Annotated in this window: 21 protein-coding genes; 17 read left to right on the forward strand and 4 right to left on the reverse strand. The window is 65.9% G+C overall.

What is annotated here, in order from left to right; all coding sequences use genetic code 11:
* Nucleotides 1-23 precede the first annotated feature (23 nt).
* The 11 genes from ABIA73_RS07180 to ABIA73_RS07230 all read left to right on the forward strand — a co-directional run bounded on the left by ABIA73_RS07180 (nt 24) and on the right by ABIA73_RS07230 (nt 14443).
* Entirely contained in the window at nt 24-482 is a 459-nt protein-coding gene (locus tag ABIA73_RS07180; RefSeq protein ID WP_033831669.1) for a hypothetical protein, read from the forward strand.
* Entirely contained in the window at nt 482-826 is a 345-nt protein-coding gene (locus ABIA73_RS07185; protein ID WP_033831668.1) for a hypothetical protein, read from the forward strand. The genes ABIA73_RS07180 and ABIA73_RS07185 overlap by 1 nt, the downstream gene beginning before the upstream one ends.
* A gap of 80 nt (nt 827-906) precedes the next feature.
* Nucleotides 907-1149 carry a phage tail assembly protein T gene (locus ABIA73_RS07190; RefSeq protein ID WP_428696130.1) on the forward strand — a complete coding sequence of 81 codons (243 nt, stop codon included), beginning with the start codon at nt 907-909 and terminating at the stop codon, nt 1147-1149.
* A 155-nt stretch (nt 1150-1304) separates the two neighbouring features.
* Nucleotides 1305-2354 (forward strand): phage tail tape measure C-terminal domain-containing protein, encoded by a 1050-nt coding sequence (locus tag ABIA73_RS07195; RefSeq protein ID WP_033831667.1) that lies wholly within the window; start codon nt 1305-1307, stop codon nt 2352-2354.
* Nucleotides 2351-2704 carry a hypothetical protein gene (locus ABIA73_RS07200; RefSeq protein WP_033831666.1) on the forward strand — a complete coding sequence of 118 codons (354 nt, stop codon included), beginning with the start codon at nt 2351-2353 and terminating at the stop codon, nt 2702-2704. Before ABIA73_RS07195 ends, ABIA73_RS07200 begins: the two co-directional genes overlap by 4 nt.
* Nucleotides 2701-3162 (forward strand): DUF1833 family protein, encoded by a 462-nt coding sequence (locus ABIA73_RS07205; protein WP_032975025.1) that lies wholly within the window; start codon nt 2701-2703, stop codon nt 3160-3162. The genes ABIA73_RS07200 and ABIA73_RS07205 overlap by 4 nt, the downstream gene beginning before the upstream one ends.
* Entirely contained in the window at nt 3162-3557 is a 396-nt protein-coding gene (locus ABIA73_RS07210; protein WP_032975023.1) for a hypothetical protein, read from the forward strand. Before ABIA73_RS07205 ends, ABIA73_RS07210 begins: the two co-directional genes overlap by 1 nt.
* A complete protein-coding gene (locus ABIA73_RS07215) occupies nt 3548-11824 on the forward strand; it encodes a host specificity factor TipJ family phage tail protein (RefSeq protein ID WP_354275590.1) in 8277 nt (2758 codons plus the stop codon). Before ABIA73_RS07210 ends, ABIA73_RS07215 begins: the two co-directional genes overlap by 10 nt.
* An 88-nt stretch (nt 11825-11912) precedes the next feature.
* Nucleotides 11913-12119 carry a hypothetical protein gene (locus ABIA73_RS07220; protein ID WP_032975021.1) on the forward strand — a complete coding sequence of 69 codons (207 nt, stop codon included), beginning with the start codon at nt 11913-11915 and terminating at the stop codon, nt 12117-12119.
* 147 nt (nt 12120-12266) lie between these two features.
* Nucleotides 12267-13628, forward strand: coding sequence for a 30S ribosomal protein S12 methylthiotransferase RimO (rimO, locus tag ABIA73_RS07225; RefSeq protein ID WP_025876127.1), 1362 nt, complete (start codon nt 12267-12269; stop codon nt 13626-13628).
* Complete coding sequence (locus ABIA73_RS07230; RefSeq protein WP_354275591.1) at nt 13625-14443, forward strand: DUF3025 domain-containing protein; 819 nt, start codon at nt 13625-13627, stop codon at nt 14441-14443. The genes rimO and ABIA73_RS07230 overlap by 4 nt, the downstream gene beginning before the upstream one ends.
* Nucleotides 14444-14486: 43 nt before the next feature.
* Here the strand turns inward: ABIA73_RS07230 and greB are convergent, their stop codons facing one another.
* On the reverse strand, nt 14487-15002 hold the full coding sequence (gene greB / locus ABIA73_RS07235; protein ID WP_025876131.1) for a transcription elongation factor GreB: 516 nt from the start codon (nt 15000-15002) through the stop codon (nt 14487-14489).
* A 78-nt stretch (nt 15003-15080) separates the two neighbouring features.
* Complete coding sequence (locus tag ABIA73_RS07240) at nt 15081-16586, reverse strand: helicase HerA-like domain-containing protein (RefSeq protein WP_354275592.1); 1506 nt, start codon at nt 16584-16586, stop codon at nt 15081-15083.
* Between the two features lie 122 nt (nt 16587-16708).
* On the opposite strand from ABIA73_RS07240, the gene ABIA73_RS07245 reads away from it, so the two are divergent.
* Nucleotides 16709-18319 (forward strand): transglycosylase SLT domain-containing protein, encoded by a 1611-nt coding sequence (locus tag ABIA73_RS07245; RefSeq protein ID WP_354275593.1) that lies wholly within the window; start codon nt 16709-16711, stop codon nt 18317-18319.
* 23 nt (nt 18320-18342) lie between these two features.
* Nucleotides 18343-18690: a ribonuclease E inhibitor RraB gene (locus tag ABIA73_RS07250; RefSeq protein WP_025876137.1), complete on the forward strand. Its 348-nt coding sequence runs from the start codon at nt 18343-18345 to the stop codon at nt 18688-18690.
* 92 nt (nt 18691-18782) lie between these two features.
* Here ABIA73_RS07250 and asd read toward each other — a convergent pair whose 3' ends face one another.
* On the reverse strand, nt 18783-19625 hold the full coding sequence (gene asd, locus ABIA73_RS07255; protein ID WP_025876139.1) for an archaetidylserine decarboxylase: 843 nt from the start codon (nt 19623-19625) through the stop codon (nt 18783-18785).
* Nucleotides 19622-20272, reverse strand: a complete 651-nt coding sequence (locus ABIA73_RS07260; protein ID WP_032975016.1) for an SCO family protein — start codon at nt 20270-20272, stop codon at nt 19622-19624. The genes asd and ABIA73_RS07260 overlap by 4 nt, the downstream gene beginning before the upstream one ends.
* 123 nt (nt 20273-20395) lie before the next feature.
* Between ABIA73_RS07260 and prmB the strand changes: the two genes are divergently transcribed.
* The 4 genes from prmB to ABIA73_RS07280 all read left to right on the forward strand — a co-directional run bounded on the left by prmB (nt 20396) and on the right by ABIA73_RS07280 (nt 24574).
* On the forward strand, nt 20396-21325 hold the full coding sequence (prmB, locus tag ABIA73_RS07265) for a 50S ribosomal protein L3 N(5)-glutamine methyltransferase (protein WP_025876143.1): 930 nt from the start codon (nt 20396-20398) through the stop codon (nt 21323-21325).
* Entirely contained in the window at nt 21322-22425 is a 1104-nt protein-coding gene (gene aroC, locus ABIA73_RS07270; RefSeq protein WP_025876145.1) for a chorismate synthase, read from the forward strand. The genes prmB and aroC overlap by 4 nt, the downstream gene beginning before the upstream one ends.
* A complete protein-coding gene (locus tag ABIA73_RS07275; RefSeq protein WP_025876147.1) occupies nt 22418-23455 on the forward strand; it encodes a 2-hydroxyacid dehydrogenase in 1038 nt (345 codons plus the stop codon). Before aroC ends, ABIA73_RS07275 begins: the two co-directional genes overlap by 8 nt.
* A gap of 90 nt (nt 23456-23545) precedes the next feature.
* The gene (locus ABIA73_RS07280; protein ID WP_025876149.1) at nt 23546-24574 is read left to right on the forward strand and encodes an aspartate-semialdehyde dehydrogenase; all 1029 of its coding nucleotides are present in this window, start codon (nt 23546-23548) and stop codon (nt 24572-24574) included.
* Nucleotides 24575-24642: the final 68 nt, after the last annotated feature.

The following is a 24642-nucleotide window of genomic DNA, read 5'->3' on the forward strand; positions in this document are numbered from 1 at the left end:
TCATTTCCAGGAGATTCAACACCATGTCCATCAATCAAGCCATTTCCGCCCAGGACTCCGCGCTGTACGTGAAGGCCGGCACCGCCCCGACCGCGCCGAACAATCCGGCAGGCTATACCGAAATCGACGGCCTGACCGCCTTCCCGTTTGGCCGTGGTCAGGCCAACACCCTCGACGCCACCAACCTGCGTTCGAAGCAGATGGAGAACATCGCGGGTCTGTCCGGCGGCCAGGCCGTACAGGTGTCCGGCCATCGCTGGCCGGTGGGCAGCTCGGCGGGCCAGGAAATCCTGCGTGACGCCGATCCGGATACCGACCTGCACTTCCTGATGGTGCTGCCCACCGGCGATGCCGCCACCTTCGTGGCCAAGGTCGCCGCGTTCAACGTGGCGCCGGGTACCAACCAGGTGCTGACCTTCACCGCCGATCTGTTGCCGCGTGAGTTCGCCATCGTCACCGCTGCTGCCGGCGGCACCCCGTGATGCTGCTGGGCAAGCAGCAGATCCTGGACGCACAGGATCGCCGCCACGAAGACATCGCCGTGCCCGAATGGGGCGGCAATGTGCGTGTGGCGATGATGTCGGCCAGCGACCGTGACCGCTGGGAGCAGGAGACCTACGGCGGTGATACGCCCAAGGTGGATGACTTCCGTGCGCGCTTCGTCGGCCTGTGCCTGGTCGACGAAATGGGGGGGCGCCTGTTCTCCGACCATGAGGTGGCCCAGCTGGGCACGAAATCGGCGGCGGCGCTGGATCGCGTGTTCCGGGTCGCGCAGACGCTCAATGCGCTCGGCGATGCGGCCGTGGGAGAGCTGGAAAAAAACTGATCCGCCGGCCTGAGCGCCGGCTTCAGTTCCGGATCGCGTGGCGGCTGGGCCTCCCGCATCCGGACCACCTGCTGGCGGGAGTGACGTCCCGCCAGCTCTCGGAGATGTATGCATTTGCCCGCGTCGAGCCAATGGACCAACCATTGCAGGACATGCTCGCGCAATTGACCAACGTACTCGCTCAGGTGCATGGCAATTCGACCACGGCCGAAGACTTCCTGCTGGTGCAGCAGCGTCGTCCGCCGGAGGTCGAGGCAACGCTGCGGACACAGCAGCTGCTGGAGGTGTTCCAGGTCGCATCGGAGCGCAATGCAAGCCAATAGCGTGATCCGGCTGGCCCGAACACGCCGGTGAATTCGTTCCGGCTGCGGCGGCATCGACAGCCGGACCGGCAGCGGTGACCGGACCAACGAACCAAGGGCTTCCCATGGGGCCCTTCATCAAACAGGAGAAATGTGTGGCCACTACAGTCCACAACTTGGACATCACACCGCGCATCAACACACCGCAATTCCGCACTGCGATGAATGAGCTCAATCGAATCGCCGCGCAGAATTTCGCGGCCATTCGGGCCCAGGCGGCACAGGCGACGGCATCCATCGGGAGCGTTGGCAAGGCAGCGGCACATCTGGCCAGCTCCCCTGGCCGTGCTGGCGGCAACGGATCACCGCAGGATGGCGGACCGGCCCGCCTGCCGGAACTGGTGGCGGACATGCAGCCCGAGCGCGAGCGGATTTCCTACGATTCGAGTCTGTTCGCCATCGAAGCACCGGAGATGGACAAGGTCGAGGCGATGTCCTTCGACAAGGATCGAAAGCCCTGGCAGCAGGCCGAAAAGTTCAGGGAGGGATTCCACTCCGCTTACGCCGACTACGCCAAGGCGGCGACCGATACGGCAGCACAGAGCAAGGCGGTGTTCACCAAAACGTTCCAGGGGATCGAGGACGCGCTCTATACGTTCGTGGACAAGGGCAAGTTGTCCTTCAGGTCACTGGCCGATTCGATCATCGCCGACCTGACACGAATTGCGATCAAACGGGCGATGGTGGGGATTTTCAATACCGTCTACAACGCCGTCGTCGGGGCCACCATCGGCCCGCCAGTGAAGGAGGGCATTTCCATCTCCTATTCCACCGGCGGATACACCGGCCCTGGCGGCAAGTACGAACCGGCCGGCATCGTCCACAAGGGTGAAGGTGTACTCAGCCAGGAGGACATGGCGGCACTCGGCGGCCCATCGGCATTCTTTGCTCTGCGCACGTCGCTGCGAACCGGCAACGGCCTGGGCGGCGGCGAAAGCGGGGGCTATGCGCAGGTGCCGATCACCCCGGCGGGCGAGGGCGGCATGAATGTGGAAATCAACAACTACGGCGAAGGCCGGGTCAACACCCGGGAAGAACGCCAGCGCATGCCGGATGGCAGCGAAGTGAGGCGACTGGTGATCGACATCGTGGGCGACAGCCTCAACGGTGGCGAGCTGGGCGCCATTGGACGGGCCCGATATGGATGGACGGAGGCAGTGGGATGAGCAGTTGGCCAGAGTATGCAGAGATTCGTTTCGCCGACTATGGCGAGGAGATCGTCGCGTCCGAAGAGCGGACCGACATGGAGCGCGGGCCGAGCAAGATGCGCGCGCTCAACAGCCGGGTGATGAAGAATGTGTACGCCTCGGTGCAGTTCCGCAGTGCGGCCGACGCCGAGGCGTTCGAGGAGTGGTACCTGCGCGATGTCGGTCGTGTTGGCTGGTTCACGATGGAGCACCCACGGACCAGGCAGCCGATCAGCGCCCGCTTTCCGCAGGGGATCGGCCGCCTGGTGCCGCTCAACACCCAGTTCCGTTTCTCCAAGCGTGATCTGGTGCTGGAGTACATGCGATGAGCTCGTTCCATGAACGTCGCCAGCGCTTGGCCGATACCCAGGGGCCGCTGATGCTGCTGGAAGTGTCGGCGCCATCGATGCCGGAAGTACTGCGGATCGTCAACGACAACGTGAACTGGACCAGCAATGGCAGCGAGTTCATCGCTGCGCCATTCGGCTTTCAGCTTCCCGACGACGTCAGCGGGCAGGCTCCGCGTGCGCAGCTGGTGATCGACAATATCGGCCGCGCACTCACCGAAGACCTGGAAGCACTGGCCCCGGGCGAGATGGTGACCGCCCGGTTGATGCTGACCGACCGTGCCAACCCGGATGCCATCGAGGCCGAGTACGACCTGCCGATGACCCAGGTATCGGTCAACACGCGCACGGTCAGCGCCCAGTGCGGCGTCGATTTCCTGATGCGCCAGCAGGCCGTGCTGCTGCACGCCAATCCGTTCACGTTGCCGGGGATCTTCTGATGCGCCTGGTCGACGTCGAGCGATGGGTGGGCATTCCCTATGACGAAGCCGCGTGCGACTGCGCCGACCTGGTGGTGCAGGTGCAGCGGGCGCTGTTCGCCCGTGAAGTGGCGCTGCCCGGGCGGCGACCGCGCGGGCGGCGCGGCTCGGCCGAGCTGGGCGCGCTGTCGCGCGCGCAGGCGGTAGCCCGCGAGGGCCCTCCGCAGGACGGCGACCTGGTACTGATGATCGAACGCGGACAACACAACCCCGGCCATGCCGGGGTTTTCTTTTTCCTGGCCCACGAGGGCTGGGTTCTGCACAGCAATGAAACGAACGGCTGCAGCGTGCTGCACCGCGTTCGTGACCTGCCCGGATATGGGCTGAGGATCGAGGGATACTACGCATGGAACTGACCCCACAACCGGCGACCGACGGTCGCCTCATCATCACCCCGCATCCGGTGCTGCTGGATGGCCAGCGCAACGTGCCGGTCGACCTGCGCCCGGGCGAAAGCCTGTACGCCTTCCTCATGCGCCATATCGATGGCCTCGATGGGCAGGCCTGGCAGGTCTGCGTGGATGGTATCGATGTCCCGCGTGAGCAGTGGATGCAGGTCCGCCCGCGGCATGGGCAGCTGATCGAAGTGCGCAGCGTGGTCGGCAAAGCGGTGATCCCGCTGGTAGCGATGATCGCGCTGACCTACTTCACCTTCGGCATCGGCGCGCTGGCGGCAGGCTCCGCCTGGGGTGCGGGCGCGATCGCGAGCACTTATGGCACTTTGGCCGCTTCGGCGGTCTACGTGGCCGGCAGTGTGCTGATCAACAAGGTTCTCACTCCGAAGCCTCCCCGGCCCGGTGGTGGTGGTGTTGCCGATACCGCCTATTCGCTGGCTGCGCCTCGCAACCGCGTGCGCGCCTATGAGCCGCTGGGCCTGCTGTTCGGCTCCACGCGCGTGGCGCCCGATCTGATCAGCCGTCCCTATACGTGGTTCGAGGGCGACGAACAGTTCGTCGGCATGACCCTGAGCCCAGGCATCAATGTCGGCCGTGTCGAGGCCCTGCAGAACGGTGAGTCACCGCTGTCCAGCTATGAGGGGGTGCGCACCTGGTTCCGCGGCTTCCCGCAGATGCCGGACGAAGCGATTCCGCTCTACAGCAACGCGGATGTGATCGAAGGCGCTCTGTTGCTGGATACCGGCAGCGACGCCAAGCATGTGGCCAGCCCCTGGGTGGAGCGCACCAGTTCGGCCGAGACGCTGCGCCTGCAGGTGAACGTGGAATTCCGTCTGTGGGACACGACCTCCAAGGGCAAGGACAAGGACAACCGCGAGCAGCTCCAGATCCAGTACCGCCCGGTAGGCACCACCAACTGGCAGTTGTTCGGCAACTACAACCTTGTGGGACGCACGCAGAAAGCCCGTCGGGTGAGCTACGGTCGCGATGTGGAGCTTGGCCAGTACGACGTGCGTGTGCGCGTGGCTGGACAGAACACAGATGGCAGCGGCGCGCAGGCGAACTTCACCTGGACCACGCTGGTCAGCGTGCAGCGTGACGATGCCAGCCATGCCGGCATTCCCGCCATCGGCCTGCAGATGAAGGCCTCCGGCCAGCTCAACGGCACCCCGGATGAAATCCGCTGCGTGGCCCATTCGCGGCCGATCCCGGTGTGGAAGGGCGATGCGGTTGGCTGGGTGACCGAGGAGACGAGCAACCCGGGCGCGCAGATTCTGGCCTACGTGCGTGGCATCAACGACGAAAATGGCAAGCGCATCGCAGGCCTGGGCATGGCGGATCGACGCATCGACATTGAAAGCCTGAAGGCCTTCATGTTGCATTGCGCAGACAATGCGCTTGGCTATGACTACTGGCTGACAGAAGTACGCAGCCACCAGGCGGTGCTGGATGCCATCGCCCTTGCTGGTTTTGGCCAGGTGACATGGGCAAAGGGCCGCCTGGGTGTGGCATGGGCCGCCGACGAGCAGCCGCTCTCCGGCGTCGTCAACATGGCGACGATCAAGAAAGGCCAGTTCCAGGTCGACTACACCCTGGCCAATGCGGCCGACGGCATCGAGTACAGCTATCTGGACCGTCACACCTGGAAGGCGGCGACGCTGCGCGTGCCGGCACCGGGTGTGGAAGTGATGCTCAACCCGGCCAAGATCACCGGCGAGGGCGTCAGCACCGAAGCCCACGCCGCGATGCTGGCGCGTTGGCATCTGGCGCAGAGCGTCTACCAGTACAAGTCGATCAGCTACAGCACCGACATCGAGCACCTGGCCTACTCGCGGTTGTCCGTGCTGGCGTTGCAGCACGACCTGACCCAGTGGGGCTTCGGTGGCCGCCTGATCGGCGCGACGGTCGATGCCGAAGGTGTGACCACGCTGCAGTTGGACGAGCCGGTGCCGCCGCCGGCGGTGGGCAGTGCGTTCATTGGCCTGCGCATCCCGGGCGAGCGCGTCTACCGCGTACTGCGCGTGGTACCTGGCAGCGAGCCGAGCGACACCCTGGTGTTGGCGGACCCGTGGCCGGCCGACGCGTCGCTGCCTGGCAGCAGCGAGACCAATCCTGCGCACGACACCATCTGGATCTATGATTTCAAACAGACGCCGGGTACACGCGTGCGCGTGACCGGCATCCGTCCGGAGGGCGACCTCAAGGGTGCGTCAGTGGACGTGGTGCAGGAAGGGCCTGCGTTCTGGCACTACGTGCGCACCGGCCAGTACGTACCGCCGTCGAACGAATCGTCGCTGCAGACCCGACCCATCGCCAGCAACCTGAAAGTGATCGAACGGCAGGTCAGTCAGGGCGGCAGCGTCCATACCGAACTGCAGGCCAGCTTCGACATCAGCGGGCCGGTGGGTGACACGCTGGTGTTGTCCGATCCAGACGGCAATGCCGCTTTGGAGGAAGTCGCACGTACCACGACGCGCTCGGCAAGCTGGTCGATCCCCGGCGCGGGTACCTATCCCATCGTCGTGCGTCCGTACAGTCCGGAGGGACGCGCCGGCGTGGCGGTGTCTGCCCAATACACGACGTTGGGCGCTGACGCGCCGCCTGTCCTGGTCGACCTGTTCGACATCGAGGAGCTCAGTGGCGGCGTGCGTCGCTACGTATGGGGCTTCTTCAGCGATACGGTACAGTCGGCCGACTTCGCTGGTGTGGAGATCCGTTACACCGCGGGCAGCATAGACAACCCGCTTTGGGAGCAGATGACCCCGCTCGGCGATGCAGGTGGCTTCTTCACTGCTGCGATCGAAGCGGTGCTGCCGGCGTCGGGCAGTTGGACCTTTGCCTGCCGCAGTCGCAACACCTCGGGTGGACTGTCGACGGCCGCCCGCTACCTGCGACGTTCGCTCGGCCGCAACGTCGGGCAGACGCTGGAGGGGATCGGTGGCGTGGTGGAGGCGGTCAAGCAGGATCTGGGCAAGGAAATCACTGCCCGCATCGACAACGACCTGGCCAATGCCACCCAGGCGGCCGAAGCACTGCGCAGCGAATCGCTGCGCCTGCAGGAACAGATCACGGCCGGGGCCGAACGGCTTGCCGGGCAGGCCGAAAGGCTCGACCAGCAGGCGCTGGCGATCAAGGCAGGCACCGATGGCCTGGCGCGCGAAGTGCTGGACCGCGCTGCCGGTGATCTGAATGCCCGCACCGAGCTGACCACGGCGGTGACCCGCGAAACCAGCGAGCGCCGGTCGGATGTCGAGAATCTCACGCGGATGGTGAGCCAGCTGTCGGCAGGCAGTGGTGTGCAGTTCGACAGCAAGCGCATCTGGCACTTCGACAACAGCGTGGAAGGTTGGGGCGCGAACGGCGGCAGTCCAACGTTGGTGGATGGCTGGTTGCGTCCGGCCAACCATGCCAGCGATGCCTTCGTGGCCAGCCCGCGTGGCCAGGACGTCCAGGGCGCGGCGCACCGCTTCGTCAAGCTGCGTATCCGCAAAGTGGGTAGTCCTGCCTGGGACGGCCGGCTGCTGTGGAACGGCCCCGGCCAGTCGTGGGACAACGCTCGCATGGTGCAGTTCGCAGAGCCCGGCTATGACAGCAATGGCATCGCGACGCTGGATGTGGACAACATTCCGTGGAACGGTAGCGTGGTCGACCAGATCCGCCTGGATCTGTCCAAGGCGCAGACCGATGCCCACTACTTCCTGCTGGACTGGGTGGCGATCGGCCGACCGACACCGGGCGCGTCGGTGGCCATGCTGCAGGACGAAGCCAGTGCACGCATCGCGGCCGATTCCAGCGAGGCCAGCCGTCGAGAGACGCTCGGCGTGCAACTGCGAGGCAGTTACGAGGGAAGCGATCTGGCGGGCGTCAGCCAGGGCCTGATCGCGGCGGAGAAGTCCGCGCGGCTCAGCGGCGACCAGGTCAACGCACAATCGATCCAGGCACTGCAGGCACGCATGCCCGCAGGTACCGGCGCGCTGGCGACCAATGCCAGCGTCAGCAGCCTGCAGCAGGCAATGGTCACCGCCGATACCGCGCTGGGGAGGCGTGTGGACAGCCTGGACGCTACGATGGGCGACAAGGTTGGCTCCAGTGCCTTCAATGCGCTGAAGACGGAAGTGGGGCAACTCGATGGCAAGGTCACCACCAGCAGCCAGGACCTGGTCCAGCTGAAGAGCCGCATGGAAGCGGTGATGGGCGCAGGCAGCAACCTGGCGCTCAATGGTGACTTCAACCTGGCCTCCGAAGGTTGGACGTTCTTCAATACGACGGCTGCGTCGGTGGTGCGCGAGGGGCGTGGCAACACCCTGTGCTGGAAAGCCGCGCCCTATGCAGGGGGCAGCAACACGGTGGTCAGCGCGGCGGTCAACGAAGGGCGTGTCATCGCTCTGACCGCTGGCCGCCGCTATCGCGTTTCCTGCTGGACGCGGACCAGCGAGGACTTCGACGGCACGGCCGACAATACCAAGCTGCGTATTGGCGACCAGAACGGCAACCTGATGGCGGCTGCGACAGCGTCGTTCCCCAGGTCCGTGGATTGGGTGAAGACCGAGACCTTCGTGAACCTGCCGTCCTCCGGCACGGTGCAGGGCATCAAGGTCACGATCAATCGCAACGGCACGGCCGGCACGCTGTGGCTGGATGACCTGTGGGTGGAGGAAGTGACTGACGCCGATGCGAATGCCTCGGCGATCACGGGTCTGTCGACCAAGGTGGAGCAGATCGATGGCAGGCTGACGACCGCTGCCGAGGATGTCACACGCCTGGCGTCCGGCATCGGCAACATGGTGGCCTACAACATCATTGCCAATGCGCACATCAACGCCTGGCCCACCGGCGGTCCGCGTGCATCGGGTGTGTATCGCGCCAACGGCAGCATCGTGGCCGGCATGGGCGCCAACCGCGGCCTGCGGGTAGGGGTGATCAATGCGGACAACAGCATCAGCAGTACCGCCGTATTCGACACGTACGGCAATCTGCAAGCTGAATCGGCCCGTTTCAACTCCTGGTACGACGAAACCCTGAAGGACAACCAGTACTTCATCGCCTATACGTCGGACGCGGTGGGGGCGATCAGCAGCGGCACCAACGCCGACACCATCGGCCTGCGCACCCGCCTGCTTGATGCCGGTCTTTCGCAGGAGAACCTTGCAGCGCTTTCCGGCGGACGGATGCTGGTGATGGTCGGGCGCAGGAAGAGTGGCGCCGGTGGCGGCAGGCAGATCCTGTCTCCGCCCCCGCTGGATGCCAGCCGCGTTGGCCTATGGGTGGAAATGACCATCACCCTGCTCAATGGTGTACCGACCGGATCGCAGGACTCGTCGGCGCTGGATCGTGCGTCGCGGGCCAATGCCGAAGCGCTGACCGGGCTGCGCACCGACGTGGGCAAGCTCGGTACCGACCTGGCATCTGCGGCAGACAGCATCACCAGCCTGGGTGCACGGATCGATACCTCCGTGGTGAGCAATGACAACCTGCTGCGCAACAGCACCTTCGCCGGCAGTGCCGCGTGGTGGACGTTGACCCGCACGCTGCCGGCAAACACCGTGGAATGGGTGAAGGCCTCTGGCCAGGGCGGCGATGCGTTGTTGATGACGCACGGCCCGCAGGCCGGCCAGAACCCGGTAATCACAGCCAATGACTCCCGGTGGCTGCCGGTGGCTGCCGGCAAGTCACGCCGGTACCGGATGGTGATGATCGCCCGCGCCTTTGATGGCGCAACGGCGACGCTGGTATGCCGCCTGAGGGTGCGCACCACGGGTGTTGGCGAAAGCCATGCGGACGTGACACTGAACCTGACCGACGGTGCCTGGAGAACCTACACAGCGGAGTGGTCGGCTGGGCTGGATCGCAATGAAGTGATGCCGCAGGTGCACCTGACCAATGCGAATGGCAAGGTGTTGTTCGACCGCGTCGAGCTCTATGACATCACCGATGCACAGGACATCGCAGGTAATGCCACGGCGATCTCCAACCTGCGCACCGACGTGGTGCAGCTTGGCGACCGCATCACCAGCAGTGCGGCCCATGTGGTCAAGCTGCAGTCGGATGTGCAGTCGGTTCTCAACGGAAGCGACAGCCTGTTCCCGCTGGGGTCGTTCGAAACCTTCCAGGACGGCCAACTGCTGGGTAGTGCGGCGGGCACGGTCTACACCGCCCGCACCGATGCGCGCCGGACCGGTGAGCGGGGCTTGGATGTGAATGTCGCAGCCAACACCAGCCCGAACACAAATGCGGACATGTACGTTGGCCAGTGGACCCCAATCACCGGCAATCGTCGCATCTATGTGGAGTACTACGCGCGCCTGCATCCGGACAGCATCCAGCCGACCGGAGGCTCCATCAGGGTGGGCTGGCAGACCACGAACGAAGCCAACGCGGAAAGCTCGTGGCCATTGCAGGCCTACGCCCTTGCCTCCCTGCGCAAGGATGGGTGGACCAAGGTCAGCGGCTACATGAATACGGCGGTCTCTGCCGCGAAGTGGCGGATGCTCGTCAGCATCCCGGGTGGAAACGGCGCACGGGAAGTGGGGGTGCGCGTCCAGGTTGATGACATCCGCATGATCGATGTCACCGATGCCTACGCTGCCCAGCAGAGCGCCGCTGCCAACGCAACGGCGGTGACTGCGCTGACCACGAAGGTGGATCAGCAGGGGGCGAAGGTCGATGCGCAGGCACAGCAGCTCACCGATCTGTCCAGCGGGCTGAAGGGCGTACTCAACACCGGCAGCGGTCTGCTGCCCAATCCCGACTTCGCAGAGGGCCTGGGAGGATGGACCGCAACGGCGGCCGCCAACGGTGCAGTGTGGAGCACGGTCAATGGCGATGGCCGTCCAGGCGTGCTGCTCAATCGATATACCAGTGTGAATCCAACCCTGCAGCCCAATGGCGGCAAGTGGGTGCCGATCAACGGTGCACGTCGATTGCGCGTGGTTGTACGTGCCTGCGGCGCAGGTGGGGCGAACAATCTGATGGTGCGGATGTATCGCAGGAGCGTCGCCGGCCAGCAGTCCAACCAGGACCTGCGTGCCGTGTTCGCGGTGGCGGCATTCGAGACCCGCACGTTCGATTTCGATGCGTTCAACAGCGGCATCGATGCGTGGCGGTTGAATGTGTACGCCTATCCGGACAATGGCCAGGTACGTTTGGACAGCGTGCAGGTGTACGACATCACCGATCAGTTGGCCAATGATGCCAATGCCTCGGCGATCAGCGGGCTCAGCACGTCCGTTGCGCAGCAGGGCAGCAAGCTGGACACCACCGCACGTGACCTGACCCAGCTCAAGACCCAGGTGGGGGATGTATCGGCCAGCGGCTTCTCGCAGCTGAAAAGCCAAGTGAGTCAGCAGGGAACGCAGATGACGGCGCTGTCCGGGCGCTTGGATGGCGTGCAGGCATCGTTGGGCGGCAAGGCGGATGCTGCGGTGGTGACCAGCATGCAGGCACAGGTCAAGAACCTCGGTTCGGGCGGCAACCTGCTGATGAACACCACCTTCCCGTTCTGGCAGCGCTCGGGTTGGGGCTGGGGAAGCAATCCCGGCGCACGCTGGTCCGAGCTGGGCAATCCCACCGGTGATGACAATTGGCATCCGAAGGGCATATTCGGCCTGGGATCTGTCACGGGTGGTGTTCTGGCCGCTGGTGCGATGGCTTGGTGGGGTACCGAGTACGACATCGCCATCGAGGGTGGCAAGACGTACTGCGCCTCTGCATGGATCAATGCCCATCGAGTGGAGGTCAAGCTGGAGCTGACGTTCTTCGATGCGTCCGGTAACCACCTTGGGCTTGTACACAGTCCGGGCGTCCGCAACAACACGGGAATCCCAATCACGCTGGACAGGGTGTCGCGGCCATTCCTGATAACGCAGGCGCCCGCTAATACGGCATCCGCGCGCTTCCGCGTCATCGTGATCGGTACCGGTGAGGACACGCCTTATTTCTGGATGTTCCGCCCGATGCTCAGCCAGGTGGATGCGGCAGCAACTACGCCGCCGACCTGGTCGGCCGGTGGCACCGAGTCATCCGCGCAGTGGTCGGTCAATGTCCGCGCCGACGGCAGGGTGGGGGGCGTGCAGCTGGCGTCGAATGGACAGGTCTCGCGCTTCGACGTGGTGGCCGATGCGTTCAGCGTCAGCGCACCGGGCGGCGGCCGGCGTACCGAGTACAGCGACGGCAACTGGCGTGTCTTCGACGAGGCCGGACGCCTGCGCGTGCGTATGGGTGTGTGGTGACACGGTGCCTGCCAGGGACGGCAGGCACCGCGAGTTTCAACCGTATCGGCCGCCGGTGAAAGCGGCCGCTTTTTTTCCTGGAGTTCTCATGAAATTCAATGCCCGACTAGTCCTGCTTACCCGCGCCGTGGAGCAGCCCGGCGTGGTCAACCTGCACTTCCGTGCGGAGGGGGAGGCGGTTCTGCCGCAGATGGTGATTCCGGTAGCGCCGGCCGATGCCTATGCCCTGAAGTTCGGCGCTCTATACCGGTTCGAGCCGGTGGAAGTGGACGAATTGCCCGTCGCCTTGCCCTGAAAGCTCGGCCTGGGGCGGAGAAGGGACTGTCGCGGCAGTTCAGGGACCGTGGCCCAACCCCGGTATACTGACGCCCTTTCAGGCCCCGGCCCCCAGGTCCCCCTGCCATGCCGGCAGGGGCCCAGGCCCCCAGAGTCCCGCGATTCCATGTCCCAGCTGAACCCCAAAGTCGGCTTCGTCAGCCTTGGCTGCCCGAAGGCCCTCGTCGATTCCGAGCGCATCCTCACCCAGCTGCGGTCGGAAGGCTACGACATCGTCCCGTCCTACGATTCGGCCGACGTGGTGGTGGTCAACACCTGTGGCTTCATCGATTCGGCGGTGACCGAATCGCTGGATGCCATCGGCGAGGCGATGAACCAGAACGGCAAGGTCATCGTCACCGGCTGCCTGGGCAAGCGCCCGGAGCAGATCCGCGAGGCGTACCCGAACGTGCTGGCGGTGTCCGGGCCGCAGGATTACCAGAGCGTGATGGAAGCGGTGCATGCGGCGCTGCCGCCCAAGCACGATCCGTTCGTGGATCTGGTGCCGGACTACGGCATCAAGCTGACCCCGCGCCACTACGCATACCTGAAGATTTCCGAAGGCTGCAACCACCACTGCAGCTTCTGCATCATTCCGTCGATGCGCGGCAAGCTGGTCTCGCGTCCCGTGGACGAGGTGCTGCGCGAAGCCGAGCGCCTGGTGCGCGGCGGTGTGCGCGAACTGCTGGTGGTTTCGCAGGACACCTCTGCCTACGGCGTGGATGTGAAGTACGCCGAGAAGATGTGGCGCGACAAGGCCTACCAGACCCGCCTGAAGGCACTGTGCGAAGGCCTGTCCGAACTGGATGCGTGGGTGCGCATGCACTACGTCTATCCGTATCCGCACGTCGATGACGTGGTGCCGCTGATGGCCGAGAACCGGATCCTGCCGTACCTGGACATCCCGTTCCAGCACGCCAGCCCGCGCATCCTGCGCCTGATGAAGCGCCCCGGCGCGGTCGAGAAGACCCTGGAGCGGGTGCAGAACTGGCGCCGCATCGCGCCGGACATCACCGTGCGTTCGACCTTCATCGTCGGTTTCCCGGGCGAGACCGAGGCCGAGTTCGAAGAGCTGCTGTCCTTCCTGGACGAAGCGCAGCTGGACCGCGTCGGTGCGTTCGCCTACTCGCCGGTGGAGGGCGCTACGGCCAACAACCTGCCGGACCCGGTGCCGGAAGAAGTGAAGCAGGAACGACTGGCGCGCTTCATGGAGAAGCAGGCGCAGATTTCGGCTTCGCGTCTGGAAGCCAAGATCGGCACGGTGCAGCAATGCCTGGTCGATGCCATCGAAGGCGATATCGCGGTGGCCCGTTCCAAGGCCGATGCGCCGGAGATCGACGGCCTGGTGCATATCCAGAACGCAGACCAGGTGGCGTTGCGCGTGGGTGAGTTCGTCGACGTGGAAATCACCGAGAGCGACGAGCACGATCTCTACGGCGACGCACTGCCGCCGACCACGCGCCCGGCATTCGACCTCAAGGTGCTGTGACCGGGGCGGAGGCTGCTGATGGCGGCCCCCGCCGCTTCGTGCCGCCGCTGCGTGCAGCGGTGGACAGGGCTGCGTTCGATCATCCGCTGTTTGCCGGTATCGCTGGGTTCGGTGATCTGCTGACGGCAGCGGACTGGCCACGGGTGGTCGATCTGGACGCGCGCCTGGCGCTGCCGGGCAAACGCTTTGTTGAACAGGATGCGGCGTTGCTGGCCGACGGCCTGCACTACGAAACGCGCATTGCGGAAGGGCGCATCGCAACCCGCGCGGGCAACTGGCACGACCTGTTCAACGCCCTGGTCTGGGCACGCTACCTGCCGATCAAGTGCGCACTCAACGCGCAGCAATGCCGGCACATAGAGGGCATGGCCGCAGGACAGCGCAACCGCGCGCAGGCCGCGCTGACCCAGTTCGATGAAACCGGCGTGGTGGTGCGCGTGCGCGACCCGGCATTGCTTGCAGCCTGGGATGCTCACCAGTGGCGCGTGCTGTTCGAGCCGATCCATTGGCAGTCAGGACGGATCGCCATCGCCGCGGTATTCGGTCATGCCTTGATGGAACAGGCGCTGCTGCCGGGCCGGCTGCTGGTCGGCAAATGCGTGGTGCTGCAGGGCGATGACGATGCGGGCTGCATCGACACGGTCGCGCGCGCCATCGAGGAGGGCAGGGTGCTGCTCGATCCCTTGGAACTGCGTCCGCTGCCATTGGCGGGTATTCCCGGCTGGCACACCGACCAGGCGCCAGCCTTTTACGCGAACGACGATTATTTCCGTCCGCTGCGCGAAGGGCGCCGCTATCCGCCGCCGCTTCTGTAGAACCGGGCCCATGCCCGGCTGAGCGCCGCTGCCCGCCACAGGCTCAGCCGTTGGCCGCGGTCTCGTACTCCACACCGATCACCGCAAAGGTGTGGTTGCCACTGGGCAGTTCCACTGAAAACTCATCATCCAGGCGCTTCTTCAACAAGGCCCGCGCCAAGGGTGAATCGATGCTGATCCAGCCCAGCCCCGCATCGGTCTCATCCGGCCCGACGATGCGGTAGCGGCTGGTCTGCCCGCTGTCCACGTTCTCCAGCTCAACCCACGCACCGAAGAACACCGCTTGCGGATCAGTCGGCGTGGTGTCGACCACGCGCAGCGATTCCAGGCGCTTGGTCAGGTAGCGCACGCGACGATCGATCTCGCCCAGCTGCTTCTTGCGGTAGGTGTATTCGGCATTCTCCGAGCGATCGCCTTCGGCCGCGGCCGCCGCCAGTGCCTTGACCACCTCGGGTCGACGCACCCGCCACAACTCATCCAGCTCGGCCTTCAAACGTGCATGGCCGGCGGCGGTGATCAGCGCGGTGCTCTTTTCTGCGGGGGGACGCCAACGCGACATGTAATGCGGATTCTCGTGCGGAATGAAACAACTACGGCGCGCCGTCGCCGGCGCGCCGCAAAGGAACTGCCGGAGCTCTCAGCGCTTGCCGCCGAAGATGCCACCGAGGATGCCGCGCACGATCTGGTTGCCCAGCTTGGTGCCGACCGTACGCGTGGTCTGCTTGGCCATCGTCTCGATCATGCCCTGGCGGCGCTTGGTACCGAAAATAGCGTCCTTGATCGACTGCCCGAAACCGCCTTCCTGCGCCTCGTCCTGCTCACGGCTGCGTGCGGCCGGCGCATCGGTTTTCTCGACGGCCTTCTGCGCGCGCTGCGCCAGCAGTTCGGCTGCCGATTCGCGGTTGACGGCAGTGTCGTAGCGCGTGCCGACCGGGCTGCCGGCACGCACCTGCGTACGTTCGGTGTCGGTGACCGGTCCCATGCGGCAGCGGGGTGGCGCGATCATCGTCTGCTGCACCGGCATCGGCACGCCCTTGTCCTGTAGCGTGGAGACCAGCGCTTCGCCGGTACCGAGCTGGCTGAGCACCTTCACCACATCCAGCTTCGGGTTCGGCACGAAGGTCTCGGCGGCGGTCTTCACCGCCTTCTGGTCGCGCGGGGTGAATGCGCGCAGCGCGTGCTGTACCCGGTTGCCGAGCTGGCCAAGGATGTTGGCCGGCACGTCGTCCGGGAACTGCGAGCAGAAGTACACGCCCACGCCCTTGGAACGGATCAGCCGCACCACCTGTTCGATGCGCTGTACCAGAGCGGGCGGTGCATCGTCGAACAGCAGGTGCGCTTCGTCGAAAATGAAGACCAGCTTCGGCTTGTCGAGGTCGCCCACTTCGGGCAGCTGCTCGAACAGCTCCGACAACAGCCACAGCAGGAAGGTGGAGTACAGCTTGGGCTTGAGCACCAGCTGGTCGGCGGCAAGGATGCCGATGACACCGCGGCCGTCATGGTTGACCCGCATGATGTCGGCCAGTTCCAGCGCCGGTTCGCCGAAGAAATGCTCGCCGCCGTCCTGCGCCAGCCGCAGCAGGGCGCGCTGGATGGCGGCCACCGACTGCGCACTGACCAGGCCGTACTCGGTGGAGATGTCCTTGCGCTCCTCTGCCACCAGGCCGAGCAGGGCGCGCAGGTCGTCCATGTCCAGCAGCAGCAGGCCGCGGTCGTCGGCCAGCTTGAACACGATGTCGAGCACGCCGGCCTGGGTGTCGTTCAATTCCAGGATGCGGGCCAGCAGGGTCGGGCCCATCTCGCTCACGGTGGTGCGCACCGGGTGGCCGAGCTTGCCGTACAGGTCCCAGAACACGGTGGGGCTGGCGGCCGGGGCATAGTCGCTCACGCCGATCTCGGCCGCGCGCTTGAGCAGGTTCTCGGCGTCGGTGCCCGGCACGGCCAGGCCGGAGACATCGCCCTTCACATCGGCCAGGAACACCGGTACCCCGATCCGCGAGAAGCCCTCGGCCAGGGTCATCAGGGTCACGGTCTTGCCGGTGCCGGTGGCGCCGGCGACCAGCCCATGGCGGTTGCCGAGTTTCGGCAGCAGGGTGACAGCCACATCGTCGGTGATGCCTTTGCCGAGCAGAATCGGATCCATGGTCCAGCCCTTGTGATGAATGTGCCAATGTTAACCGCCGACGGTGACGGGCCGAAGGTCGGCTTGCCCCGACCTTGGCAGCGCCGCTACTCTGCCTGCCTGTTTCATACACAGTGCCACCAATGCCCGTTCCTGTCCTGATTTCCCGCGCCTGGCCGCTGCTGGCCCTGGCTGGCCTGGTTTCCCTGGCACCGGAGGCCCACGCACAGCGGGTTTCGGCCCGGGACAAGGTGAAGGTGGATGCCCTGCAGCAGCGCATGACCGCAGCCGAGAAGCGCTACAGCGATGCCGTTCTGCTGGTGGCCAACGCCGATCCGAAGGGGCGCAACGAGGCCGATGCCGCGCTGGAGGACATGGAAGATGTCATCAGCGAATGCGTGAAGCAGAAGGGCTGCCAGATGAGCAACATGCTGGCGACCTACAAGCGCCTGCTCAAGCACGATGCCGATGCCGCCGCCGATGATGACGTGGCCGATGAAGCCGGCGACCGCCTGGAAGCCGACCCGGACCATGTCGGCCCGCTGGCTGCCGACGTGCCCGAGGCGGCCCGCGCAGCGGCGCTGCTGAACGACAAGCGCCATGCCTTCGACAACATGGTCGAGTACAACCCCGCCGTGCAGGCCGGCATCCGCCGCTGGCTGACCGACATGCGCCCGGCGCTGATGACCACCTACGAGAACTACCAGAACCTGCGTGCGGTGATGTGGCCGGAATGGGAGAAGCGCGGCCTGCCCGAGGCGCTGCTGTTCGGCATCATGGCCAAGGAATCCAACGGCCGTGTACATGCGTCCTCGCGTGCGGGCGCCGCGGGCCTGATGCAGTTCATGCCGGCCACCGGCCGCCGCTTCGGCCTCGGCCCGGACGGTACCGGTTTCGATACCCGCTTCGATGCGCGCAGCGCCGCTGAAGCCAGCGCGACGTACCTCAACGAGCGGATGCGTGAGCTCAACAACAACGTCGAACTGTCGCTGGCCGGCTACAACGGCGGTGAGGGCCGCGCAGCGCGCGTCTACAAGCAGTACCCGGGCCAGAGCTTCTGGGTGGACAGCGTCTACAACCAGTTCCCGGGCGAAACCAAGGACTACGTGCCGATGGTGATCGCCGCGTCCTGGATCTTCCTGCACCCCCAGCAGTACGGCGTGGAGTTCCCGAAGATCAACGCGCAGCCGGCCACCATCCGCCTGGCCCGCTCGACCACGATCTACGAACTGACCATCTGCCTGGGCAGCCATGGCACCCGCGATGGCTACATGCGCGCATTGCGCAACCTCAACCCGCGCTATGAGGCCGATGGCTGGATTCCGGCAGGAACCCTCATCAACGCCACCAACCGCATTGCTGGCCTGTACGCGCGCAACTGCGTCAGCGGCCCGCGTGCCGATCTGGCCCGCACCCTGATCACCGCCGACCTCAATGCCGCGATCGTGCGCCCGAGCGCTGCCAGCTACACCGGCAGCGTGGCCGTGGGCGGGGTGGTGCCGGTGGTCGATCCCAATGCCGCCAGCAGCGTGCCGACCACGCCCGCCGCGCCGGTGGCTGCGCCGCGCCCGGCGCCGGCCCCCCGTGCCAAGCCGGCCCGCAGCTACAAGGTCGGCAAGGGCGAGACCCTGGGCCGGATCGCCGCGAAGTTCCAGTGCGATGTGCCGGTGCTGGCCCGCGCCAATGGCCTCAAGGCCCCCGGCTACAGCCTGCGCCACGGCCAGGTGCTGAAGCTGCAGGGCTGCGACAAATAATCTTTCCGCAATCTGGATATCGCATGGACCTCGAAGACACCCGCAACCTGTTCACCAACCTTCGCGAGAACACCGACTGGGACCTGGACGCCCCGCTGCTGTGGGGGTACTTCTTCGTGCACTCCACCGCCGAGCCGCTGCACGCACTGGCCACCCACCTGCAGGCACAGGGTTATGTGCTGGTGGAAGTGTTCGAGCAGGAGCCGGAAGACGGTGAGGCTGCATTCCACGTGCTGCATGTGGAGCGCGTGGAAGTGCACGACGAAACCTCGCTGGACAAGCGCAACCAGGAACTGAGCGCGCTGGCCACGCAGATGGGCGTGGAAGACTACGACGGCATGGACGTCGGCCCGGCGCCGACCCTGCAGTAACGCCCGCATCCGGTAGTGCCGGCCGCTGGCCGGCAACGCTCGATGCGTTGGATCAACGGAGATGCCGGCCAGCGGCCGGCACTACCGCAGGATCAGCGCAGCTTGGCCAGTGCCTGGCCCAGCTGTACCGGATGCTCGGCATCCAGGTGCGGGGCGAATTCGGCCACGCCCGGCGGCAGCAGCACGATCACGGTCGAGCCGTAATTGAAGCGCGCCATCTCTTCGAAGCGCTGCAGCGTGATGCCGCGGCCCCGGTAATCCTTGCGGGTGATGCGGTCGCCGTAGTGCGGAATCTCTTCGCCGCTCCACACCGTTTCCACGCCCGACACCAGCAGCGCACCGACCATCACGCTGACCATCGGGCCGAAGCTGGTATCGAAATGGCAGACCAGGCGTTCGTTGCGTGCGAACAGGCCAGGCACGTTGTTCACCGCGGCCGGGCCGACGCTGAACAGGCGACCGGGCACGTGCACGGTTTCGCGCAGGGTGCCGGTCCACGGCATGTGCACGCGGTGGTAGTCGCGCGGCGACAGGTACACCGTGGCATACAGGCCCTCGTTGAACGGCTTGGCGTCCTCGGCGCTGCCCAACAGCTCGGCGGCGGTGAACGATTGCCCCTTGGCCTGGAAGATGCGCCCGGCGTCGATCTTTCCGAGCTGGCTGATGCGGCCGTCCGCCGGCATCACCAGGCTGCGCGGATCGGCATCGGCCACGCGCGCGCCGGGTTTCAGCGCGCGGGTGAAGAACTGGTTGAAGGTCGGGTAGCTGCGCGGGTCCGGATTGGCCGCTTCATCCAGGTTGACGTTGAACTTGCGGGTGACCGTGTCGATCAGCCAGCGCGATACGCGCGGGTTGTCCGAGTACGCCAGCGAACGCGCCATCGAGGACAGCAGGCGGTGGGGCAGGACGTACGTCAGGGCGGTGGTCAGACTCATGGGGCGGATTTCTCGGTCAGCTTCTGCAGGTCGCGGGCGATCGCCGGCGCGTTGAACGGGGGCCGCACCAGGCCGGCGAGCCGGCCCTGCGGATCGAGCACGGCCAGGCTGGCGGAGTGCTCGAGGGTGTAATCCTCGGGATTCTCGTCGAAGTGCTTGCCCGGCACTTTCTGGAACACGAAGCCCAGCGAGGTGGCAAAGCGCTCCAGCGAGGGGATGTCGGCAGTCGCCGCCAGGGTGTCCTTGTGGAAGCCATGGGCGTACTCGCCCAGGCGCGTGGCGGTGTCGCGCTCCGGGTCGACCGAGACGAACAGCACGCGCGGGCGCAGGCCATCGGGCAGGGCTTCCCACTGGTTCTGCGCGCCGGCCAGCTCGGCCAGGGTGGTCGGGCAGACGTCCGGGCAGAAGGTGAAGCCGAGGAACACCAGGGTCCAGTGGCCCTTCAGTTCGCCGGGAATCAGGCGCGTGCCGTCGGACTGGGCCAGGTTGTAGTCGGGCAGGGTGCGCGGCTGCGGGTACAGGGTGATCGCTTCGGTGGCCGGCTGCCCGGCCGGCGGCTTCGGCGCGAACACCTGCTGGGCGGCGAGCAGGCCAAGGCCCGCCGCCAGGGCGATCAGCAGGATGATGCCGACGTTGCGATTGAACATGGGATTCCGCCGCAGGAAGTGGCCACCATCATACCGGCTGCGGCTGGATCGTTTCTGCCGCAACGGATGCCGGCGCAGGCGGCAACCCCTATAATCGGGGGCCACTTTGCCCGCAGTACCGCCATGACCGCTGAAACGGCCGCCGAACTCCACACGATCATCGATCTGATCCGCTACGGCACCAGCCGTTTCAATGCTGCGGGCCTGACCTTCGGGCACAGCTACGACAATGCCCTGGACGAGGCCACCCAGCTGGTGCTGCACGGCCTGCACCTGCCGCACGACCTCGGCCCGGCCTACGGCCAGGCGCGCCTGCTGCGCGAAGAGAAGCTGGCGGTGCTGGAGCTGTTCCAGCGCCGCATCGACGAGCGCATCCCGGCCGCCTACCTGACCGGTGAAGCCTGGTTTGCCGGCCTCAGCTTCAAGAGCGACACGCGCGCGCTGGTGCCGCGTTCGCCGATCGCCGAACTGATCGAGTGCGGCTTCGAGCCGTGGCTGGCCGGCCGCGATGTCAACCGCGCGCTGGACCTGTGCACCGGTTCGGGCTGCATCGCCATCGCCATGGGCCACTACTATCCGAACTGGGAAGTGGACGGCGTGGACCTCAGCGATGAGGCGCTGTCACTGGCCGAAGAGAACAAGGAACGCCTGCAGGCGCACAACGTGACCCTGCTGAAGTCGGACCTGTTCAACGGCCTGACCGGTCGCCACTACGACCTGATCGTCACCAACCCGCCGTACGTCACCAACGACGAGACCGACGCCCTGCCGCAGGAATACTCCTACGAGCCGGAGATGGGCCTGCGTGCCGGCGACGACGGCCTGGACCTGGTGCTGAAGATCCTGCGCGACGCGCCGCTGCACCTGAGCGAGGACGGCCTGCTGATCTGTGAAGTGGGCGAATCCGAACAGCACCTGATCAAGCTGCTGCCGGAAGTGGATTTCGCCTGGGTCGAGTTCAAGGTCGGCCAGATGGGCATCTTCGCGGTCGAGTGCCGCGAGCTGATCGCCCACAGCGCGCGCATCACCGAACTGGCGGCGCAGCGCCCGTGAGCTCCAATTCGTTCGGCAAGCTGTTCACCGTCACCACGTTCGGCGAATCGCACGGGCCGGCCATCGGCTGCGTGATCGATGGCTGCCCGCCGGGGCTGGCGCTGGACGCGGCCGAATTCAACCATGACCTGCAGCGTCGCGCCACCGGCAAGAGCCGGCATACGTCGGCGCGGCGCGAGGCCGACGAGGTCGAGATCCTGTCCGGGGTGTACGAGGGCCTGACCACCGGCACTCCGATCGCGCTGCTGATCCGCAACACCGACCAGCGCAGCAAGGACTACAGCAACATCGGCCAGCAGTTCCGTCCGGGGCATGCCGACTACAGCTACTGGCACAAGTACGGTATCCGCGACCCGCGCGGCGGTGGCCGCTCCTCGGCGCGCGAGACCACCATGCGCGTGGCTGCTGGCGTGGTCGCCAAGAAATGGCTGGCCGAGCGTTTCGGCATCACCGTGCGCGGCTACCTGTCGCAGCTGGGCGAGATCACTCCGGCCGGTTTCGACTGGTCGGTAGTCGAGGAGAATCCGTTCTTCTGGCCGCACGCCGCACAGGTGCCCGAGCTGGAGGCGTACATGGATGCGCTGCGCAAGTCCGGCGATTCGGTCGGTGCCTGCGTGGACGTGGTCGCCGACAATGTACCGCCGGGCTGGGGCGAGCCGATCTACGGCAAGCTTGATGGCGAGCTCGCGGCCGCACTGATGAGCATCAACGCGGTGAAGGGTGTGGAGATCGGCGACGGTTTCGCCAGCGCCATGCAGAAGGGCACCGAACACCGTGACCTGCTGACCCCGCAGGGTTTTGCCAGCAACCACGCCGGCGGCATTCTCGGTGGTATCTCCACCGGCCAGCCGGTGGTCGCCTCGATGGTGCTCAAGCCGACTTCCAGCCTGCGCCTGCCCGGTGAATCGCTGGATACGGCCGGCAATGTGGTGGAGGTGGTCACCACCGGCCGCCATGATCCCTGCGTCGGCATCCGCGCCACGCCCATCGCCGAGGCGATGATGGCCCTGGTGCTGATGGACCAGGCGCTGCGCCACCGCGCGCAGTGCGGCGATGTCGGCACCATCACCCCGCGCATTCCCGGCCAGCTTGATGGCTGATACGCGGCCGACGGTATGGGTGAGCCAGCCGCTGATCGACGCGGCCATCGCGCCGCTGCGCGATCGCGTGCAGCTGCGCACCACCGATACCGTCACCGCTTGGTCGCCACAGCAGATCGCCGCGCAGCTGGCCGACGTTGACGGGGCGATCATCACCCTCAACGAGCGCATCGGTGCGACCCAGGTCGCCGATGCCGCGCAGTTGAAGGTGATCGCCAATGTCGGCGTCGGCTACAACAATCTGGATGTCGACGCGCTCAGCGCCGCCGGCATTCTCGCCAGCAACACCCCGGACGTTCTCACCGAGACCACCGCCGATCTCGGCTTTGCGCTGTTGATGGCCACCGCGCGCCGGATCACCGAATCCGAGCGCTGGCTGCGCGAGGGCCAGTGGGGGCAGTGGTCGTTCCAGACCATGCTGGGGGCCGACATCCATGGCAGCACGCTGGGCATCCTCGGCATGGGCCGCATCGGCCAGGGCATCGCCCGTCGCGGCGCGCACGGCTTCGGCATGAAGGTGCTCTACCACAACCGTTCGCGGCTGCCGGCCGATACCGAAGCCGCGCTCGGCGCGACCTATGTGGATCTGGACACGCTGCTGGCGCAGTCCGACCATCTGTTGACCGTGTTGCCATACACCCCCGCCTCGCACCACATCATGGACGCCGCCGCGCTGGCCAAGATGAAGCCGTCTGCCACCCTGGTGAACATCGCCCGCGGCGGCATCGTCGACGAACTGGCGCTGGCCGATGCACTGGCCAACGGTCGCCTGGCGGCGGCCGGCCTGGATGTCTACGAAGGCGAACCGAACGTGCGGCCGGAACTGCTGGCCCTGCGCAACATCGTGCTGACCCCGCATATCGGCAGCGCATCGCTGGCCACGCGTACGGCCATGGTGCAGATGGCCGTGGACAATCTGCTGGCCGGGCTTGGCCTGGATGGCAGCCCGTCGCGCATGCCGAGCGCGATCAACGCCGACGCGGCCCTTGCCGCGCGCGCGACCTTGGACAAAAAAAGCGGGAAACGATAGGGAACCTCCGCGCATCCATCCGAGGAGGCTCCCCGAACCCAGCTGTCGTGCGTGAGTTTTCCCCCTTCCCGTTTTCGTGAGAGTTCCCCCATGAGCAATGCACAACGCAGCTTCCACGTCGCCATCGTCGGTGCCACCGGCGCGGTCGGCGAGACCATGCTGGCCATCCTGGCCGAGCGCGATTTCCCGGTCGGCACCCTGAGCCTGCTCGCTTCCGAGCGCTCGGCCGGCGGCGAAGTCGAATACAACGGCAACAAGGTCAGGATCCAGGACCTCGCCACTTTCGACCCGAGTGGCGTGGACATCGCCCTGTTCTCGGCCGGTGGCAGCGTGTCCAAGGAATACGCCCCGAAGTTCGCTGCCGCTGGCGCGGTGGTGATCGACAACTCCTCGGCCTTCCGTTACGACGATGACGTGCCGCTGGTGGTGTCGGAGGTCAATCCGGACCAGGTCGCCAACCGTCCGCGCGGCATCATCGCCAACCCGAACTGCTCGACCATGCAGATGCTGGTCGCGCTGGCACCGCTGCACCGCAAGTACGGCATCGAGCGCATCAACGTGTCCACCTACCAGTCGGTATCCGGTGGTGGCCGTTCGGCACTGGAAGAACTGGGCAAGCAGACCGGCCAGCTGCTGAGCTTCCAGGAAATCGATCCGCAGCGTTTCCCGGTGCAGATCGCCTTCAACCTGATCCCGCACATCGACGACTTCCTGGACAACGGCTTCACCAAGGAAGAGATGAAGCTGGTCTGGGAGACCCGCAAGATCCTGGGCGACGACAGCATCCTCGTGAACCCGACCGCGGTGCGCGTGCCGGTGTTCTATGGCCATTCCGAATCGGTGGCGATCGAAACCCGTGACAAGGTGACCGTGGCCGAAGCGCGCGCGTTGCTGGAACAGTCGCCGGGCATCGAGGTGGTGGATCGTCACGAGGCCGGTGGCTACCCGACGCCGGTCACCCATGCCTCGGGCACCGACGCGGTGTACGTCGGCCGCATCCGCGAGGACCTGTCGCATCCGCGCGGCCTGAACCTGTGGATCGTGTCGGACAACGTGCGCAAGGGCGCAGCCCTCAACGCGGTGCAGCTGGCCGAGCTGGTCGCCGCCGAGAAGCGCTGATCCCTGCCGTTGCATGACCGGTAGTGCCGGCCGCTGGCCGGCAGTGCCTTATCGGTGCATGCCCGTGC

It is taken from the genome of Stenotrophomonas sp. 2694 (assembly GCF_040548715.1).
GTDB classification, from domain to species: Bacteria; Pseudomonadota; Gammaproteobacteria; order Xanthomonadales; family Xanthomonadaceae; genus Stenotrophomonas; species Stenotrophomonas indicatrix.